Origin of the sequence: Dyadobacter jejuensis (assembly GCF_003149085.1) — a bacterium.
GTDB lineage: Bacteria > Bacteroidota > Bacteroidia > Cytophagales > Spirosomataceae > Dyadobacter > Dyadobacter jejuensis.
In genome coordinates, this window is sequence record NZ_QGDT01000016.1 from 83,965 (window position 1) to 105,389 (window position 21,425).

Consider the following 21,425-nt stretch of genomic DNA (forward strand, 5'->3'; position numbering starts at 1 on the left):
CGTTTTTGGAATCATTACTCATAATTGGCCTTGTAGTTCCTAGGGGTGGTGCCGGTATATTTTCTAAAATTCCGATTGAAGTTCGACAGAGAGTCGAATCCGCTATCATAGGCTATTTGGGAGATGCTCGTTTTTTTGTCTAACAGCAACTTACAGGAGTGCCCAATACGTATTTCGTTTACAAAATCAACAAATGTTTTATTAACCCGAGCTTTAAAGTACCTACAGAAAGCAGCTTCAGTCATTCCGGCCAACGCAGCAACGTCTCCCAGTCGGATCTCCTGTTGGTAGTGTTGCAGCACATGATTATGGACCTTTTGCATGCGTTCGGTTTCGGAGAGTTTATAATGATTGGTATACCCGTAGCTTGCAATAGGGGTGCCTCCCGACTCATGAGTCATAGCCTCCAGCAAGTGGAGGAGCTTCAAAAGGCTCTTTAGGCCATCCATGGCTAGCATCTCCTGAAGCGTGCTGGCTATTAGCTCTTTCAAAGGGCCTTTATATTGTATCCCTCGCTTCGCATCCAAAAACAATTGTTTGAGGGGGATCATTTCTGGTCTATCGAGGAAATCTTTCCCCATAAAGTCCTCTTGAAAATACAAAACAATTCCGTGGGTCATAAGACCAGTATCGGCAGCGTAATAGGCGGCATCATTTCTCCATAAATGTGGGACGTCGGGGCCTAGAAAAACGGTATCGCCCGGCTCAAACGATTGAATAGAGTCCCCAATAAAACGTTTTCCCGTTCCCTCTAAAACCGTGAATAGCTGATAATGGGGATGGAAATGCCAATTGGAGTCGAAATGGGGCTCAATGAGTTCTTGAATCGTGATGCTTCGAATCTGACTTTCAATTTTTTTGTGGATGGGCGCCTTCATATGTCTACCTTAATATTTGCCTAAAATAGATTTTAACGAGTGAATTTAATCAAAAAAAGATCAAATTGTGCAAGAGGATAGGAATATTGACTTATTTAATTGAAAATAATAGAGCCATCCATTTGTTTTCCGAATACTAAAATGATCGTTTTTGGGCTAGAATTTGTTTGGGTTTTACCTATATTCATATCCACGTTATCAAATTGATACTAATATATCTTGGGAATTCGTTGGGTAAAACCAAGTTTGGCATCATATTAATATGAGTCGTATTTGCTTTTAGGGCTTATCGGAGTACATCTTCAACTATCCTACTCAGTAGTTATGAAAAACTTAAAAATTGGCGTATTGATGTTAACACTGGCGCTGGCCAATCTGTCGTGCCGGCAAGAAGCTTCCTTACAACGTGATTTGGAGCTTACGGGTAGTTGGAAGCTGGAGTCCATCGTAGAGGATAATGTACAGATGCCCGCCACCAACAACCAACTCGTGACGAGTATGGTATTTAAGGATAAGGGGGAGTTGGAGGCCCGTACCGCTTCTAATTTTATTAGTGGATATTACGAAACTGGCCAGCAGAATACCATGCAAATTGCCGGTGGAGGCACCCAACGCACAGAAACCGCCTGGGGCGAACGGTTCATTAATGCCCTGCCAGCCATCGATCATTACGAGCTGAAACCCGATCGGTTAATCTTGTACTATCAAAATACCAATCAGCTTATCTTTAGCAGAATGATTCAGTGACCCCTGAAGGAGCGAGAGCGCTGAACTTTCAAAATTAGCCGGATCAATTTTTATTCATCATTTATCAATTCCCATTTCGTTTAAAAGGATAATACTGTGTACCATTGTATTTTGAAATAAAAAATCGAAATATGAAATATGGTATGAATCTCCTTTTGTGGGGAACAGAAATTGACGATCGCTTCTTCCCCACCTTGGAATTGATCAAGGAAATAGGCTTCGATGGGGTGGAAGTACCGGTTCATCATAATAAACCGGAGCATTGGTTCAAATTTCGCGCCAAATTAGATTCATTAGACTTGTTATGTGAGACAGATACCTTTTGTGGTGCTGAGCATAATTTAATTAGTCCCGATGCCAACGTCCGTAGACGGGCCGTTACCTACCTTAAAGGATGCTTGGACTGTTCGTTGGTGCTGGGGGCCTCCAAGCTGATGGGGCCACTGCACTCGGCCTTAGGCACTTTTACCGGAAATCCGGCTACCGAGTTGGAATGGAACTATGCCGTAGAAGGGATCCGAGAGGTGGCCGACTACGCCGAGTCTTTGGATATCGTCCTTGGAATGGAGTACCTCAACCGGTTTGAGCTCTACCTGACCAGCAGTACCCAGGAGCTATTAGATTTCGTTAAGGCGGTCAATCATCCCAACTGTCGGGTGATGTTCGATACCTTTCATGCTAATATCGAGGAAAAAAACGTGGGCGATGCCATTCGATTGGCCAAAGACCAGATTACTTTTATCCAGCTTTCGGAGAACGATAGGTCTACCCCTGGGGCAGGGAATGTGGATTGGGATGGCGTCTTTGCTGCCATTAAGGAAATAAACTACGACGGATGGCTTAGCATAGAGGCTTTCGGTCTCAAACTCCCCGCCGCCAATATATGGCGTAAAATGTACCATAACGAGCATCAGTTGATGCGGGAAGGCCTAGCCTTTATAAAGGCGGGTATGATGGATAAAGCTTGAAATAAAGCGACTACTACTGCGAATCTTAGCCCAATACGTTTCGGACTTGTGTTCCCACAAGCCCGAAACGTGCTGATTAATAGATTTTCTGAAGGAGCTGTGGCCTTTCTGTTTCTAATTTCAATAATAATTCTCCAAACAGGGTGTTAACCCATGCAAACCACTTTCTAGTGAAATGAGCCGGGTCGTCCTTATCAAAAGACTCGTGCATAAAGCCGGTATGGTTATGAGTAGCCTTTAAGAGGCTCAGTTGCGCCCCGATCTCATGGTCGCTGGTGGAGGTGATAGCCCGGGCAATAATTCCCATCGGCCAGATCTGGTCAACCAGCGTATGCGGGCTGCCTAGACCTTCTCCCGCTTTTCCTTTGAAAAAATAAGGGTTGGACTCACTGAAGGCAAATTTCCTGGTATTCTGATAAATGGGATCATCTTCCCTAACAGCGTCCAGATAGGGCATACTTACCAATCCGGGGATGCCGGCGTCGTCCATTAAAAGGTAGTTTCCGAAACCATCGACTTCGAAAGCGTATATATCTCCAAATTGAGGATGGGCATATACCCCATATTCTTTAACGGCCTGCTCCACCTCCTGAGCAAAGTCGGTGAAGGCTTGGGCTAGTTTGGCATCCTTGCCCATAGAAAGGAGCATTTCGGATAATTGGCGGAAGGAAACCACCGCAAACAAATTGGATGGGATCAGGAAGGGGTATATGGTAGCGTCGTCGGAAGGCCTAAAGATACTAGCAATGAGTCCATTGGGCTTGATGGGGTTGCCGTAGCCATTGCCCGGTACGGTGTCGGTAGACCAGGCCGTTTCCCTACCGAACCGATAGGGCCCCCGGTCGTGCTTGCGCTGCTGCTCCCGGCAAGTTTGTAAAATGAGCCCGACGGACTTTTCCCAATCGGAATCAAATGGAGTTTGGTCCCCGGTGATTTTCCAATAATGGTAAGCCAGCCTCACTGCATAGCACAGGGAGTCGATTTCCCATTTCCTTTCATGCAACATGGGCTTCATGTCGGTGATGTCCTTGGACCATTCGCTCTCCTTGGGCCGATCGTAAAAGGCGTTGGCATAAGGGTCTATATTGATGCAGAAGGTTTGACGGTTAATCAATCCCGCTACCATCTTCTTGAGCGGGACATCTTCCTGTAACAGGGGTAAGTAAGGCCATACCTGGGCGGTACTGTCCCGTAGCCACATGGCATCGATATCACCCGTTATCACGAAGGTGTCGGGCTTACCGTTAATTTGCTTATGATGTACGGTAGTATCTATGGTATTGGGAAAGCAGTTTTCAAACATCCAGGCAAGTTCTGGATCCTTTATTTTTTTCTTCATCCTCTCGATGGTACGCTCCACCGCTTGGCTGGTGAATTGACGTTCGGCCGGCGCCGTACGTACGGTAGGATACGCTCCTTGGTATCCCGATCCAAACCCAAGCTGGGCTATGGAAATACCTGCCCCAGCCAAGGCACTCGTTTTAATAAATTCCCTTCTATTGATCATGGCATGGAAGTTTTTAATTTATTTTAAAAAGGCAAGTTACTGTTTTTTTTAGAAGGTTCCAGATAGGGGAATAAGAAACCCACCTGACGGACCCTTGGGAATGGAACGCGACAAGCCTAGTCCTGGACCGATTCAGGTAGGTGAAGGACTGGAAAGAACCTTATTGTTTCCATCAAATGAACGAGGTCCGCGATAGAGGAGTCAAGTTAGGTTCCAGTCCATCATTTTTCCCTTATTTATAGTTCAGTCGATCGGATCTGGGTCGTTTGAAGAAAATACTGGAACGGGCTCTTCTGTGCTGTTATTGATACGAAAAATGTAATTATTCTGATTTTGTATCAAAATACGATTAGTACTTATCAAAACATGTTTTGAAATTGGTATTTTTTGAGGTTAAAATTGTAACCTAAAGTTGTGTGCCTTATATCGCCTTAGGAAGGAGATTGGAAAGGTGCTTGTAGATGGATATTCACATTTTATTATCTCATGATGTCTCAACAGATCAATATTGCCCTTGTGGGTTTGGGCTTTGGAGCCGAATTTATTCCTATATACCAAAAGCATCCTCATGCGCATATGTATGCCATATGCCAACGTACCGAATCGAAGTTAAATGCGATTGGCGACCAATATGGGATAGCAGTTCGCTACAGCAGTTTCGACGAACTATTAAAGGACCCTAAGGTAGATGCCGTACATATCAACTCTCCCATTCCTAACCATGCCGAGCAGACCTTAAAAGCGCTTAGGGCGGGTAAGCATGTGGCCTGTACCGTTCCTATGGCTACGAGTGTGGCCGATTGTCTGGAAATAGTAAGGGCGGTCAAAGAAACCGGGAAACAATATATGATGATGGAGACGGTGGTGTATGCCCGTGAATTTTTATTTGTAAAAGAATTGTACGAAAAAGGAGAGCTCGGAAAGATTCAGTTTTTGAAAGCCAGCCATCAGCAAGATATGGAGGGGTGGCCCGACTATTGGCCTGGTCTTCCGCCCATGCATTATGCCACGCACTGTGTAGGACCGGTGGCGGGTCTATTGCGTTTGGAGGCCGAATATGTGTCTTGCTTCGGGTCTGGAACCATCCGTGAAGATCTGGCGAGTATTCATCAGTCACCTTTTGCCGTCGAGTCGGCCCATATCAAATTTAAGGATAGCGATTTGTCGGCCCAGGTGTACCGCTCCCTGTTCGACACTGCCCGGCAGTATCGGGAGAGTTTTGAGGTATATGGCAGTGAGAAGTCCTTCGAATGGCCTTTAATAGAAGGGGAGCAACCCGTAATTCATAGTGCTAAGAAACCAGAAAATGAAATTCCGGAGCGAGTGCCCACTCCAGACTATGCGCATTATCTGCCCGAAGAAATCCGGGAATTTACCGGGCACGGGGTATATGATTCGGACGAAACGCATTTGTCCTTCGTACAGGGTGGGGGACATGGAGGATCGCACCCCCACTTGGCACACGAGTTTATTTCTGCCTTATTGGAAGGGCGGGAGCCTTTCCCTAACGCCATTCAGTCGGCCAATTGGACTAGCGTAGGGATACTGGCGCATGAGTCGGCACTTAAGGGCGGGGAGATTGTCCAGATCCCCGATTTTAATGAGGTTTATAAAGGTAGAGTCATACATTTATGAGGGTTAGCAGGGCTGCGGATGTGGTCTCTGCTCCCATCATCTTTATTATATAAATACAAGGATGAAGCACATCTTAATTCATATATTGCTTGGGCTGGCCCTTTTTGGTTGCGCCCAATCTAAGTCGGGCCAGCAGGCCATTCAGAGTCGGAGCGTTGCTGTGGAAGGACGCCGTTTGGAGGTTTTGTTTTTGGGCGATACCCTTCAACACCATAAACCAGCTGAGCGCTTACCCCAATTGATGGCTGCCCTAGGACCTAAGGGGATTAATTTTACCTATACCGACCGGTTAGAGGATTTAAATCCCAAGACTTTGGCACAATTCGATGCCCTAATGCTCTTCGCTAACTGGGACGAAATAGCTCCCCAGCAGGCCGAGGCACTTTTGGACTTTGTGGCTGGCGGCAAAGGGTTTATCCCGGTACACTGCGCTTCTTATTGCTTTAGAAATAACGAGGCCATAGTCAAACTTATCGGCGGACAGTTTTGGCGACATACCTGGGATACCATTCAGCCGGTATGGAAGCAGCCGGGGCATCCAGCCATTGCCGGGGTGAAATCTTTCAAAACGATCGATGAAACCTATTTGCATACCAAACTCCAGCCCGATAATGTCGTTTTGACCGAGCGTATGGTACAGGACGATCAGAAAAAAGATAAGCCTGGCTTAGAAAATGAACCCTATACCTGGGTGCGTACGCATGGGAAAGGACGGGTGTTCTACACGGCTTATGGGCACGACGAGCGCACTTGGGCCAATCCCGGATTCCAAGCCTTGCTAGAAAAGGGTATCTTATGGGCGGTCAATGAGGAGGCTAGACAAGCGCATCAAAATTTGAATCCACAACCCTTCACGTATCGGCCCGCCAAATTGCCCAATTATGAGCAGCGGCCAGGTCCTCAGCTTCAACAGCTGCCCCTGTCGCCCGAAGAGTCGGTAAAGCATATCCAAGTGCCAGTAGGCTTTACTTTAGAGGTTTTTGCCCACGAGCCCGACGTGATGCATCCCATAGCCATGACTTGGGATGAAAAAGGACGGCTTTTTGTGTTGATCACCAAAGATTATCCCAACGAAAGAAAGGATATGGGTGGAAGTGACTATATCTTGATCTGCGAGGACACCGATCAGGATAGAAAAGCCGACAAATTTACCCGCTTTGCCGATGGACTGAGCATCCCCACGGGACTGGTATTTGCCAATGGCGGACTCATCGTTTCACAGGCCCCTCATATGCTTTTTTTGCAGGATACCGATGGCGACGACAAGGCAGATGTTAAACGTATCTTGTTCTCGGGCTTCGGCACTGGAGACACCCATGCCGGTCCCTCCAACCTTCACTATGGCTTCGACAACTGGGTGTATGGGTCAGTAGGTTATTCTGGTTTTAAAGGAAAAGTAGGGCAAAGCGACTCCTTGAATTTTGGTCAAGCGCTATTTAGATTCAAGCCCGACGGTACTGATATGGAAATAGTAACTAAAACCTCGAATAATACCTGGGGACTCGGATTTAATGAAGCTGGCGACTTGTTTGGCTCTACAGCCAATAACTCACATGGATGGTATAGTGCTATTCCCAATCGATACTTTGGTAAGAGCAAGGTCGATAACGGAGGACGGAGCACCGACACCCATAAAGACATGCAGCCCATCACAGAAAAGGTTCGCCAAGTCGATGTTTTCGGGGGATTTACCGCCGCTGCAGGTCATAATTTCTACACGGCTCGTGCTTACCCCAAAGAATATTGGAATCGCGTAGCCTTCGTCTCAGAGCCTACCGGGCATTTGCTGCACCGGAATATCATGGTGAAAAAAGGGACTGATTTTGAAGATAAGTTAGGTTTTAACTTATTGGCCGGGGCCGACGAATGGGTTTCTCCCGTATTTGCTGAGGTGGGTCCCGATGGTGCCGTATGGGTCGCCGATTGGTATAGCTTTATCATCCAGCACAATCCCACCCCTGCCGGAATGGAGAATGGACAAGGGAATGCCTATGAAACCGATCTACGCGACTATACTCATGGCCGCTTGTACCGGATTTCTTGGAATGAAGCCCCCGCCTATCAACCGATCTCACTGAGCAAGGACCGGCCCGAGGAGTTGGTGTATACCCTACGAAATACCAATATGCTATGGCGTAGGCATGCCCAGCGCTTGTTGGTGGAGCGGAATAGGAAGGATGTCGTTCCGGCCCTACTAGCCTTGGTTAATAATCAGCGTGTCGATGAACTGGGTTTGAATACCGCAGCCATCCATGCATTATGGACTTTGGAAGGGCTTCAGGCCGTCTCCGATCCTTCTGTTTTGCCTGCCATCAAAGAGGCCTTGAAACATCCTAGTGCCGAGGTACGTAAAACGGCACTGAAGGTGATACCCAAAACGGCTGACACCGGTAAGACCCTGTTGGCGATGGACCTGTTGCACGATCCATCACCTGTTGTGGTATTAAACACGTTATTGGCTTTTATAGATATTCCCCTTACCAAAGAAACGGGAGATGCCGTCCTGGCTTTAATGGACACCTATCCCGATGCTCAAGACCGCTGGATGCCCGATGCATTCGCTGCCATTATGAATGCCCATAACGGTGCGCTAAGAAATCGGTATTTGGACAGTAGGGTAGGGCGATCCGAAATGAAGGAAACGAAAAAGGCTGGCTCCGCCATGGATCATAGTACCATGCATCATGCTGAGGCTGTAGAATCAGGAATTAAGGTTCAAGGTGCTGCAGAGCTGGCCATTACCGATATCCGTATAGAACCTTCCGAACCCTATATTAGAGAGTATGCGAGGGTGGTCGTGGAAATCGCCAATCAAGGCAGTGTGGCCGTTGAGAAAGGCGTTGTCCCGGTCGTAAACGTGAACGTGAAAAGTCGATCCATCAATACCAACTACATCAGTAAGAAGCTGGATCAGGGCCTAGCACCAGGAGAAAAAGTATTGCTTACCGAAGGCAATAATGGTCCTTGGAGGAGTACTTTTGGCTTTACTTCCGATGAGGCGGGGCCTGTTACTGTGTCGGCTAATATCGATATGGATAATGTGGTACCTGAGAAGGAGGATTTTAATAATAATAGTTTCAGCAAAACCTTCGAAGTGAAGATGTTGGATCAGCTGGCCGATTTTGCCCTAGAAAGATGCCTTCGCAGTTATACATCTTATGCATCTGGAGCCGAAGTGCTGGCGGTATTAAAGAGGGTAAATAACCTGGACCCTGCGGCAAAAAATGCCGTTTTGAGAGGTATCCTGAATAACTGGAACCCCAAACGGGTGGAAAAGGCCGGTGAAGAGGATAAAACTTGGCTGGCGCAATCGAAAAATATGGTGACGGCCGATCTGACTGGCAGGTACACTACTTTCTTGGAATCCTATGGGATAAAAGAAATAGTGGAGGTAGATCCTAATATTCAGATCGTAACCATCAAAGCCATTCGGGAAGAGATGAAGTACGACGTAACGGATTTTGAAACCGTGGCTGGGAAAACGGTAGAAATCATCTTTGAGAATCCCGACGCCATGCAGCATAATATTGTTTTTGGAAAGCCTCAGTCCACACCCATAATAGGTGCGGCTGCCGACAAAATGATTACCGACCCCAAAGGAGCAGAGAAGAACTATGTGCCCAATATTCCTCAGATCATCGCGGCCTCTCCTCTGGTAAATCCGGGTCACACCTATCGCCTGCGTTTCGTGGTGCCCGATCTTCCTGGCGACTATCCTTTTGTATGTACTTTTCCTGGCCACTGGAGGCTGATGACCGGGGTGATGCGGGTACTGAAAGAGTAACCGAGGGGCAGGAGTACAGGACTGAAATGGTTTTTTTGGGTCGCTGGTTGATAGCTGATATTAAATCTACTATCAACCAGCGATCCTTCTTTTGTGGTAGAATGGGGCTGTATGGCCTTATTTCTTATTCGCTATAGTACATCAATTTGCTAAAAACTTCCGTTATTACTTCTAGAGATATGATTAGTATTGTAATATGAAAGTAATACCCTTCACCATTCCCGTTGTTCAGAATTGTACCCTTGTAGTGCAGCGGCAAAAGTTACATTATTATTATCCTCATCTTCATCGGCATCAAGAAGTTCAGCTGGAATATGTGCTGAAAGGGAGTGGTATCCTCATTGCAGGGAATTATATGCAGCGCTTTCAGGCCGGTGATATCTATTTGATAGGGGCCAATCAAGCGCATATGTTTAAAAGCGACGAAGGGCACTTCGTGGCAGGTCTTGCGCCAGAGGTCGACTCGCTTTCTGTATTTTTTAAAATCGAAGCCTTGCAACATACCCTCCTGGCTTTGCCTGAAATGGAGGAAGTGCGGAGGTTGTTACTGAATAGTCATAATGGATATCAAGTTCCGGAAGAGAACGCCTCGGTGGTGCAGCATACCATGCTTCAGCTGAGCCAAGAGTCCGAAAACCTCAGGATAGGGACTTTTATTCGACTCTTACAGCAGCTATCTAGGCTGGGCCCTAAGCCATTGGCCAGCTTTAGCAGCGTAGACACCCTATCGGAGGCCGAAGGCAGTCGTATGGATAAGATTTTTCAGTTTATGGTAGGCAATCATCATCGCCATATTGCCCTCTCCGAAATCGCCGAAGTGGCTAACTTTACACCTCAGGCATTTTGCCGATACTTTAAAAAGCATACCGACAAGACTTTCGTGTCTTTCTTAAACGAGATCAGGGTCAAGGAAGCCTGTAAGCTCATTGTATCTGGAAGGCACGAGGGCTATGCCGATATTGCGTTTAGGGTCGGCTTTGAAAATGTCACCAATTTTAACCGTGTTTTTAAGAAGGTTGTGGGGCAAGCGCCAGGAATTTATTTTCATCAGTTTCAGGCCTCCCACCGAACGCAGTAGAGGAGCCAAACCGCCGCCCCTATCGGTAGCTCTCCTTGGCATCTATGAAATCGCATGAGCCCGATTCGCTGCTATTTTATTCCGTTATCCTTATTTTAAGGACACGTCCTTGCTTCTGAGCTTTGGAATCCATTATTGCACCAATAGCCATCCCGGCGATGATGCCGGCGATCACGGAGTAAACTCCATAATAATATTGAAATATAGTGCCTGCTAACAGCCCGAATAGCATGCCGTATCCCATGAAGTAACCTTCTGATATTAATGAATGTTCCACCCTTAAAAAGTCCTTGAATTCAGTTAATTTCTTGTTGAAGTGTTTCTTCGGATCGTCCGTTTTGGCTTGTAATGCCAGGTTGTCTAATGCTTCCTCTATAGATGTGAGTTGGGGCATAGTCAAATTCCGACTCTCCAAAGCCGTTAAAATTCCAATGAATTTATTGTAAACTTTGATTTCCGATTTCTCAGTCGTATTACCTTTTAGATCCAGAAAAAAATTCAATGATTCCCTGATTTTCATTCGCTTTCCTATATTAAATGGGCGGGTGGGTAGATTCGTTATAGCTACAAGAAGATCATAATTTGGTTGATTATCAAATGTGCGGTCGGAGTGTAGTGACGATGGGCTACGAATATTCCTAGAATTTAGCGATTTGAGAGCCAAATTACTAAAGATTCATTTTTAATAGAAGGGTTAAAAAATGCCGTCAAATAAATGGGGACCAGCTTAAATTCATTTAACTTGGGGCCTTTATTTGAACCTTTCAAACCTATGTTTTCTAAACAAACCTATATATCACGCCGGCAAGTTCTCCAACAGAAAATGGGTAGCGGCTTGCTCTTGTTTTTGGGTAATGATGATAGCGGTATGAATTACCGCGACAACATTTATCCCTACCGCCAGGATAGCACTTTTTTATATTTTTTTGGAATCGACTCCCCGGGTTTATATGCCGCCATGGATGTAGATACCGGTGAACAGGTGCTTTTTGGAGATGAGCTCACCCTGGACGATATCGTGTGGACGGGCCCTAAGCCTTCATTGCAAGAGCAGGCCGCTCGGGTAGGAGTCAGCCAGGTACTCTCTTCGAAGGCCTTCTTTGACTATGTGGCCAAGGCCGTTCATGGAGGGCAAGCCATTCATTTCCTGCCTCCCTACCGCGCCGAACATACGCTGAAGTTACAAGCGCTGCTCGGTATGGCTGGGCCCGAGATTCCGACCCGGGTTTCGGCCGCTTTTATCCGTGCTATCGTGTCGATGAGAGCCTATAAGTCGGAGGAAGAAGTGGCCGAAATAGAAAAGGCTGTCAACACCTCTGTGGACATGCATCTGCACTTTATGCAGCAAACCCGGCCCACGATGACCGAGCTCACCATGGCTGGCCAATTGCAGGCATTGGCCATCGGCGGTGGGGGGAATATTTCCTATCCCGTTATTTTGACCGTCAACGGCGAAATACTCCATACCCATGCGCGTGACCTGGCCATGCAGGAAGGCCAACTGGCCCTATGCGACGCCGGCGCCGAAACGGCCATGCGCTATTGCGGGGACCTTACCCGCACCATTCCGGTAGGGAAGGGCTTTACGAGCGTCCAAAAGGAGATGTATCAGATCGTTCTGGATGCCCAAATGGCCGCCATCCAAGCCTGCAAGCCTGGGGTGCTTTTTAAAGACATTCATGCCTTGGCATGTCTGAGACTCCTGGAAGGACTTAAAGGGCAGGGGATCATCAAGGGTGACCCACAAGAGGCCCTAGCAGCGGATGTGCATACGCTGTTCTTTCAATGCGGCCTAGGCCATATGATGGGAATGGACGTTCATGATATGGAAAATCTTGGCGAGCAGCTCGTGGGCTATGGCGACGACCTGCAGAAAAGTACGGACTTTGGGTGGAAGTCGCTAAGGCTAGGAAGGGCGCTGGAGCCGGGCTTCGTGGTTACCGTAGAGCCAGGCCTCTATTTTATCCCCACCCAAATCGACCAATGGAAAGCTGAAAATAGGCTATCCCAGTTTATCGACTACTCAGAACTCGAAAAATATAGAGATTTCTCTGGTATTAGGATTGAGGACGATCTAGTGATTACGGAGTCAGGGAACCGGGTTTTAGGTAAACCCCTTCCCAAAACCATCTCCGAGATCGAAGCGTTGAGGAGGCTTTAGGTAGTTGAATATTGCGTATACCAATATACGCTTTCTATTACTACATAAACGGAATTGGAAATATTGATTTGCCTTTCATATAGAACTTTTTAAATTTATACTATTCATTATCAGTATTTTACTGTTTGGGTAGTATATTTTTTTTAACAAAAACACTGGACTTATGAAAAGCAATTACAAGTATTTTTTTCTTTTATGGATGTTACTATTAGGCTCTATGAGCCAGGCTCAAGGTATATATATGTACATTAGAGACGTCACCACCGGGTCGGGGTTGGCCGATCCACACGAGGATGAAGTTCAGCTGACCAGCGCTCAAATGAGTATGACCAGGCCGATGAGTCGGTCTGGTGAAGTCACCGTTTCGGAATATATACTGACCAAAGACGCCGACATTAGTTCCACCGCATTGATGACTTTGCTGTCTTCTGGTGCTGAGATTCGCTCCCTGGAAATCAGGTATTATGATTACTCCAATACACTGGTTGCCGAAGTTGAATTAGAACAAGCATTTATTACTAGCTATGCGTCGAGTTCTGCAGCATGCGGTGGAGCCTGCCCTGTTTTTTCAGAAAGCTTTTCTGTAGGCTTCAACCGGATTAGAACCTCCCTTAATGTGCACACCAGAAATCCAGGTATTTTTAACTGGGTGAATCCGCCTATGGGACCTTGATCGACGATGGATGAACTCGGGTGCTATTTCAAACCTTCAATAGTGGAGAATGGGAAGGCGGGACCCAAAGGAATGGGTTTATGGAAGGAGTAAACTCGAAAAAAACGTCCTCAAATGGATGATGAAATAGAATAATATTGACCGTATACTGAAAAAAGTGGATCCGTTTTAAAAATGCTTTTCATCCAGAATGTGGGGCAGATTTGGGTGATTAGGAAGTGCTAGGCGATATATTTATAAAACATTTTTATAAATATATGTATATAATATTAAAAATTATTCAATTACCGTATAATCAAAATACAAAAATAAGCTTGATTTTATTCTATGGTAGGGGTACCTTTTAGCATCTTTAATGATCTATTCCATAAACTATACCCTTATGAAGAACAATTATTTACTCCAATTTTGTCTGTTTTTTCTGGTTGTCGGCTTCCAAAGTCATGCCCAAGGCATCTATCTTTATATGGAGGATGTAACAACTGGTTCGGGACTGGCTAGTCCACATGACAACGAAATCAAACTAACCAGTGCTCAAATGGACGTCTCGAAGGAAGGGTCGGCGGCTCCAGCATTTTCGGAATACAGCCTAACCAAAGATTTGGATATGAGCTCCGCCTCCCTGATGACGCACGTAGTTACAGGAGCCATTCCAAAATTCGTAGAAATTCGATATTATAATAGCACCAATGAGATAGTCTCGCGGGTTGAATTGCAAAATGCGTTGGTTACTAAGTATTCGGCGAGTTCAGCGGATTGTGGTGGCAGTTGCCCCACTTTGTCTGAAAGCTTTTCGATATCCTTTGGAGGGATTCAAGTGGTCCACCAATCCAACTTAAAAGACCCAACCTTTTTTAACTATAATTATACACCTTGATCTATCAACTATGAACTCAATATCTTCAATCTTGATTTGTAGCCTGGGTTTTATAGGTTCAGAAGTGAGTGGACAGGTATTCAGTCCTTTCCATCAGGGAGTTTTACAGCCTTATAAAACCCTGCAGCAGCTGAAGGCGGAAGCCTTGGTACAAAAAACGGAACCTGATTATTATCGATATAAGCTAGCTCAAAATATAGGTCAATCACGTTCGAACCTGCGTACCCAGGCTGACTGTGGAAACGAATACCTTTGCAATACTGCCTTGCCGGTAAGCCTGATGCGCTTTGAAGCGGAACGAAAGGGTGTCGACCAAGTGGAGGTAAGCTGGGAAACGGCTAGCGAAACCAACAACCAGGGTTTCGAAGTGGAGCGGTCCTTTACGGGACTCAACGATTTTGAAAAGGTGGGGGCTATCGATGGGGCGGGAAATAGCGCAAAGTCGAAAGAATACCGCTTTTCAGACCCCAATAGTCATGCCGAATGGAGCTATTACCGCCTGAAGCAGCTCGATTGGGACGGTAGCTATACGTACTCCCGGATCGTTTCGGTCAAGGGATCTAAAGCGCCTTTTGAGGTCACCGGTATGCCCAATCCTGGGCCTCAGGAACTCCTCCGATTTAGAGTCGAAGGTGCCCAAGAGTCGCCAAGGGTGAAGGTGTTTAGTCAATCGGGCCGGCTGATGTACGAAAACCAACAACAGCGCCTGGATGATGATCAGGAGTTTTCGGCCGAGGCCTGGCCCGCTTTAAATTTGGGCCAGTATTTTCTGCACGTAGTGGCTGGAGAGGAAACCGTGGCGGTACCTTTCTTGATATGGCCCGAATGATTCAGCTCCATTAAAGTCCTGAATTAGTCAACCAATATGGAGCCCAAACCTTGCTTTGGGCTCCATTGTTTTTTTAATTGGGCCGATCCCAGAAAGCGGGCGGTTCTATTCCCAGGCTACGCAGGTACACCTAAGCCTGTCCTCGGTGGTGGATCCGATTGTCTATAATACCCAAGGCCATGCCCTTTACGCCAGGACGCGCTAGGTCGATCAACTCCATACATCATTCGGCAAAAATTACTTTTACCTTTCTCTCTTACCTTTAACTTGTCACTTTAAACCTGTCAAGCTACCAACGATGTGCTTCGGAGTGTTTTGCTGCCTTAGGCCTTTCTGGGGGCTCCAATCTGCCATTGGAAGGCAGAGGGTAGTTTTTAACAGCTTATTGGTTATATATAATTAGAAAAAAATAGATATTTCTCTAGAATGAAGGTTGAAAAGGGCTTGGTAATTACGGGGCTAGGGAATCGGTCTGTAAGGATATTTTGTCCAAAACGATAGGGTCGATTGAGATGTTAAAGCCACTCAATGTAGTTAAATTTTTATGTTCATATGTTATTTTTTCTAAAATTATTTTGTAAGAATACGATATAAATTTTTAATTCCCAATATAACTTAATAGATTTATCCAGTTCATTTTCAATGATTTATTGAGTGACTAGCATAAATTTTATTTAAAAAATTAGACTTATGAAAAACTATTACACGTATTTTCTCCTTCTCTGTATGCTACTTTTAGGCTCTATGAGTCAGGCTCAGGGCATTTATATCTACATCCCCCAAGTAACATCAGGCTCAGGGCTAGCCAGCCCACATGCCGACGAAGTCAAACTAACTAGTGCCCAAATGAGTATGGACAGGCCATTTGATATCAGTACTGGGGTCGGGGGGTCGAGGGAGTATGCTTCAGTAAACTTTACGGAATACAGTCTGACCAAGGAACTGGATAAGAGCTCTGCCAAGATTATGAAACAAATAGCTTCGGGAACTGTTAATCCTTCCATAGAAATTCGATATTATAATAACACCAATGAGATAGTCTCACGGGTTGAATTGCAAAAAGCGTTAGTAACTAGTTACTCGGCAAGTTCAGCTGATTACTGTTCAAGTTGCCCTCCTTTATCTGAAAGCTTTTCGATAGCTTTTGAAGAGATTACAGTTACCCATCATGAAAATTTGAAAGTCAAAGAGAAGTTTAATTGGAATGTCGTAACTAGCAGTGGGAACAATTTATGACCTTGATCTACCAACTATGAACTCATTTTCTTCAATCTTGATTTGTAGCCTGGGTTTTATAGGTTCAGAAGTCAGTGGACAGGTATTCAGTCCTTTCCATCAGGGAGTTCTACAGCCTTATAAAACCCTGCAGCAGTTGCGGGCGGAAGCCTTGGTGCAAAAAACGGAACCTGATTATTATCGATATAAGCTAGCTCAAAATATAGGTCAATCACGTTCGAACCTGCGTACCCAGGCCGACTGTGGAAACGAATACCTTTGCAATACTGCCTTGCCGGTAACCCTGATGCGCTTTGAAGCGGAACGAAAGGGTGTCGACCAAGTGGAGGTAAGCTGGGAAACGGCTAGCGAAACCAACAACCAGGGTTTCGAAGTGGAGCGGTCCTTTACGGGACTCAACGATTTTGAAAAGGTGGGGACTATCGATGGGGCGGGAAATAGCGCAAAGTCGAAAGAATACCGCTTTTCAGACCCCAATAGCCATGCCGATTGGAGCTATTACCGCCTCAAACAGCTCGATTGGGATGGTAGCTATACGTACTCCCGTATCGTTTCGGTCAAGGGGGCAAAAGCGCCTTTTGAGGTCACCGTTATGCCCAATCCTGGGCCTCAGGAACTCCTCCGATTTAGAGTCGAAGGTGCCCAAGAGTCGCCTAGGGTGCAGGTGTTTAGTCAATCGGGCCGGCTGATGTACGAAAACCAACAACAGCGCCTGGATGATGATCAGGAGTTTTCGGCCGAGGCCTGGCCCGCTTTAAATTTGGGCCAGTATTTTCTGCATGTTGTGGCTGGAGAGGAAACCGTGGCGGTACCTTTCGTGATATGGCCCGAATGATCCAGCGCCTTTAAAGTCCTGAATTAGTAAACCAATATGGAGCCCAAACCTTGCTTTGGGCTCCATTGTTTTTTTAATTGGGCCGATCCCAAAAAGCGGGCGGTTCTATTCCCAGGCTACGCAGGTACACATAAGCCTGTCCTCGGTGGTGGATCTCGTTGTCTATAAAATACAAGGCCATGCCATAAACCGGGCCAGGGTAGCGGCCGAAGGCTACATCTTGCTCCTGAAACCTTTCCAAGCTTATCCGAGGCCAGTATTGGTCGATCGTTTCAGTGCCTGCATCCCATAAGGCCAAAAGCTCCTTTTTGGTTTCTGGAGCCTTGGAATGTGCCATATCTTCGTCCGATTGATCGATGTGCCAGTCGCCTGTGGCCATGCCCTTTACGCCTGGACCGGCTATGTCGATCAGCTCCATACATAATTCGGCAAAGGTACGCATGCCCCCAATCCGTAATTCGTAGAACTCCTTTTCAGGAAAAACTTCGATCAATTTTCGGGTAAGAGCTCGATGTCCCTGCCAGTGCGCAAGCATTTGTATAGGGCTGATCATAACGGCCTCTTCTGTCTTTGTAATCGTCGGATTAGTATCCATACTTTGTTGTGGTTTAAGGTAATGCTTTCGATTTCTAATACAAAGAAAACCATGGTCCGTGACAGCAGTATGTCAGCAGGTTTGCTATTCAAAAATTTTTAAGAATTCAATTAAACCAATTGCCTCTGTTTGATTGGATAGAGGGAATCGGTCTGTACCTGCGTGTATGATAAATTTGTTCGTTGCTTTAATGTCCTCGCAGGCCCTAAGGAATCCAGATGGAACCCTAGGTGCACTAGTTCTTTTAATTTCGATGGCATATCGGGTCATGGAGCGTTCTAATATCAGATCAATTTTAGTTTGTTCTGCACTTCTATAATAACTCGCCGTCCATTGGTCAGATATATTGCTCAAAATACTTTCAATAACGAAGCCTTCCCAAGAAGCACCTATTACGGGGTGGCCCAATAAATCTTCGAATGCTGGAATGGAAAGCAACCGATGTAATAGGCCCGTGTCTCGTATATATATCTTTGGGGATTTGATTAGTCGTTTCTTTGTATTACCAGACCAAGGCTGTACCTGGCGAACCATATATAGGTCTGTCAGGATATCTAGATAATGACGGATAGTAGTATGTGATACTTCTAGGCTCTTAGCCAAGGACGACATATTGATTTGTTGTCCGTGATAGTGAGCTAACATGCTCCAAAACCTGCGCATCCGTAAGTTGGAAACGTTGATCCCAAGATTAGGGACGTCTCTTTCCACATAGGTCCCGATAAAGTCTGATCGCCTTTGCCAACTTTCTTGGTCATCCTGAGCCAAATAACTATCAGGAAAGCCCCCTCTGAGCCATAGACGTTCCATTTTAAAATCCATTGGATTATCCTTGAATACTTCGGAAGCTAGAAAGGGGGTTAACTCTAAATAACGAATTCGCTCTGCCAGTGTTTCTGAGCCTTGTTGTAGCAAATCTTTAGAAGCAGACCCCAATAGTAAAAATTGAGCAGACTTTTCACCTGTCCTTTTTCGTTTGTCGATTACGCCGTTATGAGGTAAGTACAAGAATAATTGGAAAGATTCTCTGGAACCTGTCTTTTGTTTTAAAGACGGGGTTTTCCAGTTCTATCAAAAGTGTGTATTTTTACTAATCCCGAATCTTTTAAATTCCTTGCTATGAGATCATTCCAGCCCTTTTTTACTTGGATTTGCTTGTTTACATTGGCCTTCAACGTGGCTTGTTCGCCAAAGAGAAAGGTCGATCTGGTCGTGCATCATGCCCAGTTGTACACGGTAGATTCCCTGTTTTCTATGGCCGAAGCCATGGCGATTAGCAATGGGAAAATTTTGGCAGTAGGCTCCAATGCCGACATACAATCGGCCTATGAGGCCGAGGAGGAATTGGATGCGCAAGGAAAAAGTATTTATCCCGGTTTTATAGATGCTCATTGCCATTTCACGGGCTATGCCTCCAGTCTATGGAAATGCAACCTCACCGGTACGGAGTCCTATGAGGCCGTTCTTCAAAAAATGAGTTCCTATGCTGAGACGGCTCCTATGGAGTGGCTTTATGGGAGCGGTTGGGATCAGAATGATTGGGATACCAAGGAATTTCCTACCAAGTGGGAGCTCGACAGGCTATTCCCCGATCGTCCGGTATTCCTTACTCGTATCGATGGCCATGCCGGGTTGGCCAATCAGGTGGCATTGGATCGGGCAGGAATAACGGCCGCCACCCGTATGATCGGGGGGCGTATTGAACTTGAAAATGGTAAGCCCACGGGACTGTTGATTGACAACGCCATGGGCCTCGTCGAGAATCAAATACCTCCCATATCCGACTCCTTGACTAGGGCCTATTACCTGCAGGCTCAGGAGGATTGTTTTGGGCAGGGACTTACGGGCGTGCACGATTGTGGAGTCAGTGAACATACGGTAGAACTCGTCGATGCTAGCCAGCAAGCTGGCCAGTTAAAGATGAAGATCTTTGCCTTGTTGAACGACACGAAAGACTATTATGATCGGTGGGTCAAAAAAGGCCCTTATAAAACGGATCGTCTCCATGTAGGTGGGTTTAAAGTATATGCCGATGGCGCATTGGGCAGTCGTGGAGCGAGTCTGCTACACGACTATTCCGACAAGCCGGGCTGGAAAGGGTTCCTGTTGAGCGATCCGACACATTTCGATAGCCTTGCTCAGCTATTGGCTAATAGTGATTTGCAAATGTGTACCCATGCCATCGGCGACAGCGGCAATCGTCAGATCCTGAAGGCCTATGCCAAGGTATTAAAAGGCCCCAACGACCGGCGTTGGCGGATTGAACATGCCCAGGTGGTCAATGAAGACGACTTTCATTATTTTAAAGACTATAACATTATTCCGTCCGTACAGCCTACACACGCCACCAGCGATATGTATTGGGCCAAAGACCGACTAGGTGCCGAGCGGGTGAAAGGGGCTTACGCCTTTAAGAGACTCCAAGAAGCCAATGGGTGGATCCCCCTGGGTACCGATTTTCCGGTAGAATATATCTCGCCCTTCAAGACTTTCTATGCGGCTACGGCCCGCAAGGATGCCAAAGGCTTTCCCGAAGGTGGGTTCCAGTATACCCAGGCTCTAAGTCGGGAGCAGACCATTAGAGGAATGACGATCTGGGCGGCTAAAGCTGCTTTTGAAGAACACGAAAAAGGTAGTTTGGAAGTAGGGAAAGCGGCCGACTTTATCCTGCTCGATACCGATCCGATGAAGGCCGATTTGGCTCAAGTCTTAGCTACCAGCGTATTGGCGACCTATATCGATGGCGAAAGGGTGTTCTGAAAATAAAAATAGTCCGTTTTATTAAAATGGAGTCCTAGGAAAAGGATAACGGCCCATCAGGACCGACTTGATAGATACGTCCCTGTACCAATCTGCCGTCTTTTAAAACTCTCCGTGATTTTTAGGATAGATAAAAGGAATAAGTGTCTTTTTTGTTTTATAAACCTATCGAACAAATGAATATTCCTAAATATCTTCCTGTATGACCAAACTGTATTTACTCTTTGCACTCTTGACGCTCGGGTGGGGTAGCCAGGCCCAATCTCCCACCCAATCCCTCTTCAACGGCCAAGACCTCACGGGCTGGACCACCGTAAACCCGGCCAAAATGAGCGAGTGGTCGGTAGTGGATAGTACCATCCGGAGCGGGGATGGTATCCGCAAAATACCCGCCAATACCTATCTGTATACCCAAAAGGAATATGCCGATTTTGAATTCAGCTGTTTATTTAAAATCTGGGGCGACGCCTCTACCGGTCTTATTAATAGCGGTATTCAGTACCGGTCTATAGTAAAGGATGGGAAAATGGTAGGGTATCAGGCCGATATCGGTAAGGGGTACTGGGGCGATATCTACGATGAACACCGACGGGGCAAGCTTGTAGGTGGGCAACTGTCTACGCTACAGCATGTGCTGAATCCGGAAGGCTGGAATAGCTATATGATTCGTTGCAAAGGGCCCCTTCATGAAATTTATATCAACGGAGTGAAAACCGCCAGCTATATCGAAAAGGATGCGACGATTCCTCAGAAGGGTGTCATAGCTGTTCAGATTCACTCCGGTGGAAAGGCTCAAGTGGCCTTTAGAGACCTTACTATTACTGAGCTGTAAGCACAGATCCATTCAGACTATTCCTGTTTT

At 46.2% G+C, this 21,425-nt stretch carries 18 protein-coding genes; 13 read left to right on the forward strand and 5 right to left on the reverse strand.

All coding sequences use genetic code 11. The annotated features are described in order from the left end of the window. Positions 1-14: 14 nt before the first annotated feature. Positions 15-878, reverse strand: a complete 864-nt coding sequence (locus tag CLV98_RS20740; protein WP_109677608.1) for an AraC family transcriptional regulator — start codon at positions 876-878, stop codon at positions 15-17. Between the two features lie 324 nt (positions 879-1,202). Between CLV98_RS20740 and CLV98_RS20745 the strand changes: the two genes are divergently transcribed. Together CLV98_RS20745 and CLV98_RS20750 are read left to right on the forward strand one after the other, a co-directional pair. Continuing rightward, positions 1,203-1,625 (forward strand): META domain-containing protein, encoded by a 423-nt coding sequence (locus CLV98_RS20745; RefSeq protein WP_109677610.1) that lies wholly within the window; start codon positions 1,203-1,205, stop codon positions 1,623-1,625. Between the two features lie 143 nt (positions 1,626-1,768). Further along, on the forward strand, positions 1,769-2,593 hold the full coding sequence (locus CLV98_RS20750) for a sugar phosphate isomerase/epimerase family protein (RefSeq protein ID WP_229203506.1): 825 nt from the start codon (positions 1,769-1,771) through the stop codon (positions 2,591-2,593). Positions 2,594-2,669: 76 nt separating this feature from the next. On the opposite strand, the gene CLV98_RS20755 is transcribed toward CLV98_RS20750, so the two are convergent. Beyond that, positions 2,670-4,097, reverse strand: a complete 1,428-nt coding sequence (locus tag CLV98_RS20755; RefSeq protein ID WP_374755202.1) for a glycoside hydrolase family 125 protein — start codon at positions 4,095-4,097, stop codon at positions 2,670-2,672. 492 nt (positions 4,098-4,589) lie between these two features. On the opposite strand from CLV98_RS20755, the gene CLV98_RS20760 reads away from it, so the two are divergent. The 3 genes from CLV98_RS20760 to CLV98_RS20770 all read left to right on the forward strand — a co-directional run bounded on the left by CLV98_RS20760 (position 4,590) and on the right by CLV98_RS20770 (position 10,597). Further along, the gene (locus tag CLV98_RS20760) at positions 4,590-5,735 is read left to right on the forward strand and encodes a Gfo/Idh/MocA family protein (protein ID WP_109677616.1); all 1,146 of its coding nucleotides are present in this window, start codon (positions 4,590-4,592) and stop codon (positions 5,733-5,735) included. Positions 5,736-5,796: 61 nt separating this feature from the next. Next, entirely contained in the window at positions 5,797-9,519 is a 3,723-nt protein-coding gene (locus tag CLV98_RS20765; protein WP_109677618.1) for a PVC-type heme-binding CxxCH protein, read from the forward strand. Positions 9,520-9,715: 196 nt separating this feature from the next. Beyond that, a complete protein-coding gene (locus tag CLV98_RS20770; RefSeq protein WP_109677620.1) occupies positions 9,716-10,597 on the forward strand; it encodes an AraC family transcriptional regulator in 882 nt (293 codons plus the stop codon). A gap of 76 nt (positions 10,598-10,673) precedes the next feature. On the opposite strand, the gene CLV98_RS20775 is transcribed toward CLV98_RS20770, so the two are convergent. Then, positions 10,674-11,117, reverse strand: coding sequence for a hypothetical protein (locus CLV98_RS20775; RefSeq protein ID WP_109677623.1), 444 nt, complete (start codon positions 11,115-11,117; stop codon positions 10,674-10,676). A 252-nt stretch (positions 11,118-11,369) separates the two neighbouring features. Between CLV98_RS20775 and CLV98_RS20780 the strand changes: the two genes are divergently transcribed. From CLV98_RS20780 to CLV98_RS20810, 6 genes are all read left to right on the forward strand, one after another. Then, positions 11,370-12,758, forward strand: coding sequence for an aminopeptidase P family protein (locus CLV98_RS20780; protein ID WP_109677661.1), 1,389 nt, complete (start codon positions 11,370-11,372; stop codon positions 12,756-12,758). Positions 12,759-12,921: 163 nt separating this feature from the next. Beyond that, positions 12,922-13,431 (forward strand): type VI secretion system tube protein Hcp, encoded by a 510-nt coding sequence (locus tag CLV98_RS20785; protein WP_109677625.1) that lies wholly within the window; start codon positions 12,922-12,924, stop codon positions 13,429-13,431. Between the two features lie 382 nt (positions 13,432-13,813). Then, positions 13,814-14,308, forward strand: coding sequence for a type VI secretion system tube protein Hcp (locus CLV98_RS20790; RefSeq protein ID WP_158281303.1), 495 nt, complete (start codon positions 13,814-13,816; stop codon positions 14,306-14,308). A 10-nt stretch (positions 14,309-14,318) separates the two neighbouring features. Then, on the forward strand, positions 14,319-15,137 hold the full coding sequence (locus CLV98_RS20795) for a hypothetical protein (protein ID WP_109677629.1): 819 nt from the start codon (positions 14,319-14,321) through the stop codon (positions 15,135-15,137). A gap of 690 nt (positions 15,138-15,827) precedes the next feature. Beyond that, positions 15,828-16,373 (forward strand): type VI secretion system tube protein Hcp, encoded by a 546-nt coding sequence (locus CLV98_RS20805; RefSeq protein WP_109677631.1) that lies wholly within the window; start codon positions 15,828-15,830, stop codon positions 16,371-16,373. 16 nt (positions 16,374-16,389) lie between these two features. Further along, a complete protein-coding gene (locus tag CLV98_RS20810) occupies positions 16,390-17,208 on the forward strand; it encodes a T9SS type A sorting domain-containing protein (RefSeq protein ID WP_109677633.1) in 819 nt (272 codons plus the stop codon). A gap of 73 nt (positions 17,209-17,281) precedes the next feature. Here the strand turns inward: CLV98_RS20810 and CLV98_RS20815 are convergent, their stop codons facing one another. After that, positions 17,282-17,803 (reverse strand): DinB family protein, encoded by a 522-nt coding sequence (locus CLV98_RS20815; RefSeq protein WP_109677635.1) that lies wholly within the window; start codon positions 17,801-17,803, stop codon positions 17,282-17,284. Positions 17,804-17,887: 84 nt separating this feature from the next. After that, positions 17,888-18,811, reverse strand: coding sequence for an ATP-binding protein (locus CLV98_RS20820; protein ID WP_109677637.1), 924 nt, complete (start codon positions 18,809-18,811; stop codon positions 17,888-17,890). Between the two features lie 111 nt (positions 18,812-18,922). On the opposite strand from CLV98_RS20820, the gene CLV98_RS20825 reads away from it, so the two are divergent. Continuing rightward, the gene (locus tag CLV98_RS20825) at positions 18,923-20,563 is read left to right on the forward strand and encodes an amidohydrolase (RefSeq protein WP_109677639.1); all 1,641 of its coding nucleotides are present in this window, start codon (positions 18,923-18,925) and stop codon (positions 20,561-20,563) included. A gap of 202 nt (positions 20,564-20,765) precedes the next feature. Beyond that, the gene (locus CLV98_RS20830; protein ID WP_109677642.1) at positions 20,766-21,395 is read left to right on the forward strand and encodes a 3-keto-disaccharide hydrolase; all 630 of its coding nucleotides are present in this window, start codon (positions 20,766-20,768) and stop codon (positions 21,393-21,395) included. Positions 21,396-21,425: the final 30 nt, after the last annotated feature.

Excerpts from the sequence above, each read along its gene's own strand:
- CLV98_RS20790 (WP_158281303.1), top strand. The coding sequence starts at position 13,814 with ATGAAGAACAATTATTTACTCCAATTTTGTCTGTTTTTTCTGGTTGTC.
- CLV98_RS20830 (WP_109677642.1), top strand. The coding sequence starts at position 20,766 with ATGACCAAACTGTATTTACTCTTTGCACTCTTGACGCTCGGGTGGGGT.
- CLV98_RS20805 (WP_109677631.1), top strand. The coding sequence starts at position 15,828 with ATGAAAAACTATTACACGTATTTTCTCCTTCTCTGTATGCTACTTTTA.
- CLV98_RS20780 (WP_109677661.1), top strand. The coding sequence starts at position 11,370 with ATGTTTTCTAAACAAACCTATATATCACGCCGGCAAGTTCTCCAACAG.
- CLV98_RS20810 (WP_109677633.1), top strand. The coding sequence starts at position 16,390 with ATGAACTCATTTTCTTCAATCTTGATTTGTAGCCTGGGTTTTATAGGT.
- CLV98_RS20740 (WP_109677608.1), bottom strand. The coding sequence starts at position 878 with ATGAAGGCGCCCATCCACAAAAAAATTGAAAGTCAGATTCGAAGCATC.
- CLV98_RS20750 (WP_229203506.1), top strand. The coding sequence starts at position 1,769 with ATGAATCTCCTTTTGTGGGGAACAGAAATTGACGATCGCTTCTTCCCC.
- CLV98_RS20815 (WP_109677635.1), bottom strand. The coding sequence starts at position 17,803 with ATGGATACTAATCCGACGATTACAAAGACAGAAGAGGCCGTTATGATC.
- CLV98_RS20760 (WP_109677616.1), top strand. The coding sequence starts at position 4,590 with ATGTCTCAACAGATCAATATTGCCCTTGTGGGTTTGGGCTTTGGAGCC.
- CLV98_RS20745 (WP_109677610.1), top strand. The coding sequence starts at position 1,203 with ATGAAAAACTTAAAAATTGGCGTATTGATGTTAACACTGGCGCTGGCC.
- CLV98_RS20775 (WP_109677623.1), bottom strand. The coding sequence starts at position 11,117 with ATGAAAATCAGGGAATCATTGAATTTTTTTCTGGATCTAAAAGGTAAT.
- CLV98_RS20795 (WP_109677629.1), top strand. The coding sequence starts at position 14,319 with ATGAACTCAATATCTTCAATCTTGATTTGTAGCCTGGGTTTTATAGGT.
- CLV98_RS20825 (WP_109677639.1), top strand. The coding sequence starts at position 18,923 with ATGAGATCATTCCAGCCCTTTTTTACTTGGATTTGCTTGTTTACATTG.
- CLV98_RS20785 (WP_109677625.1), top strand. The coding sequence starts at position 12,922 with ATGAAAAGCAATTACAAGTATTTTTTTCTTTTATGGATGTTACTATTA.
- CLV98_RS20765 (WP_109677618.1), top strand. The coding sequence starts at position 5,797 with ATGAAGCACATCTTAATTCATATATTGCTTGGGCTGGCCCTTTTTGGT.
- CLV98_RS20770 (WP_109677620.1), top strand. The coding sequence starts at position 9,716 with ATGAAAGTAATACCCTTCACCATTCCCGTTGTTCAGAATTGTACCCTT.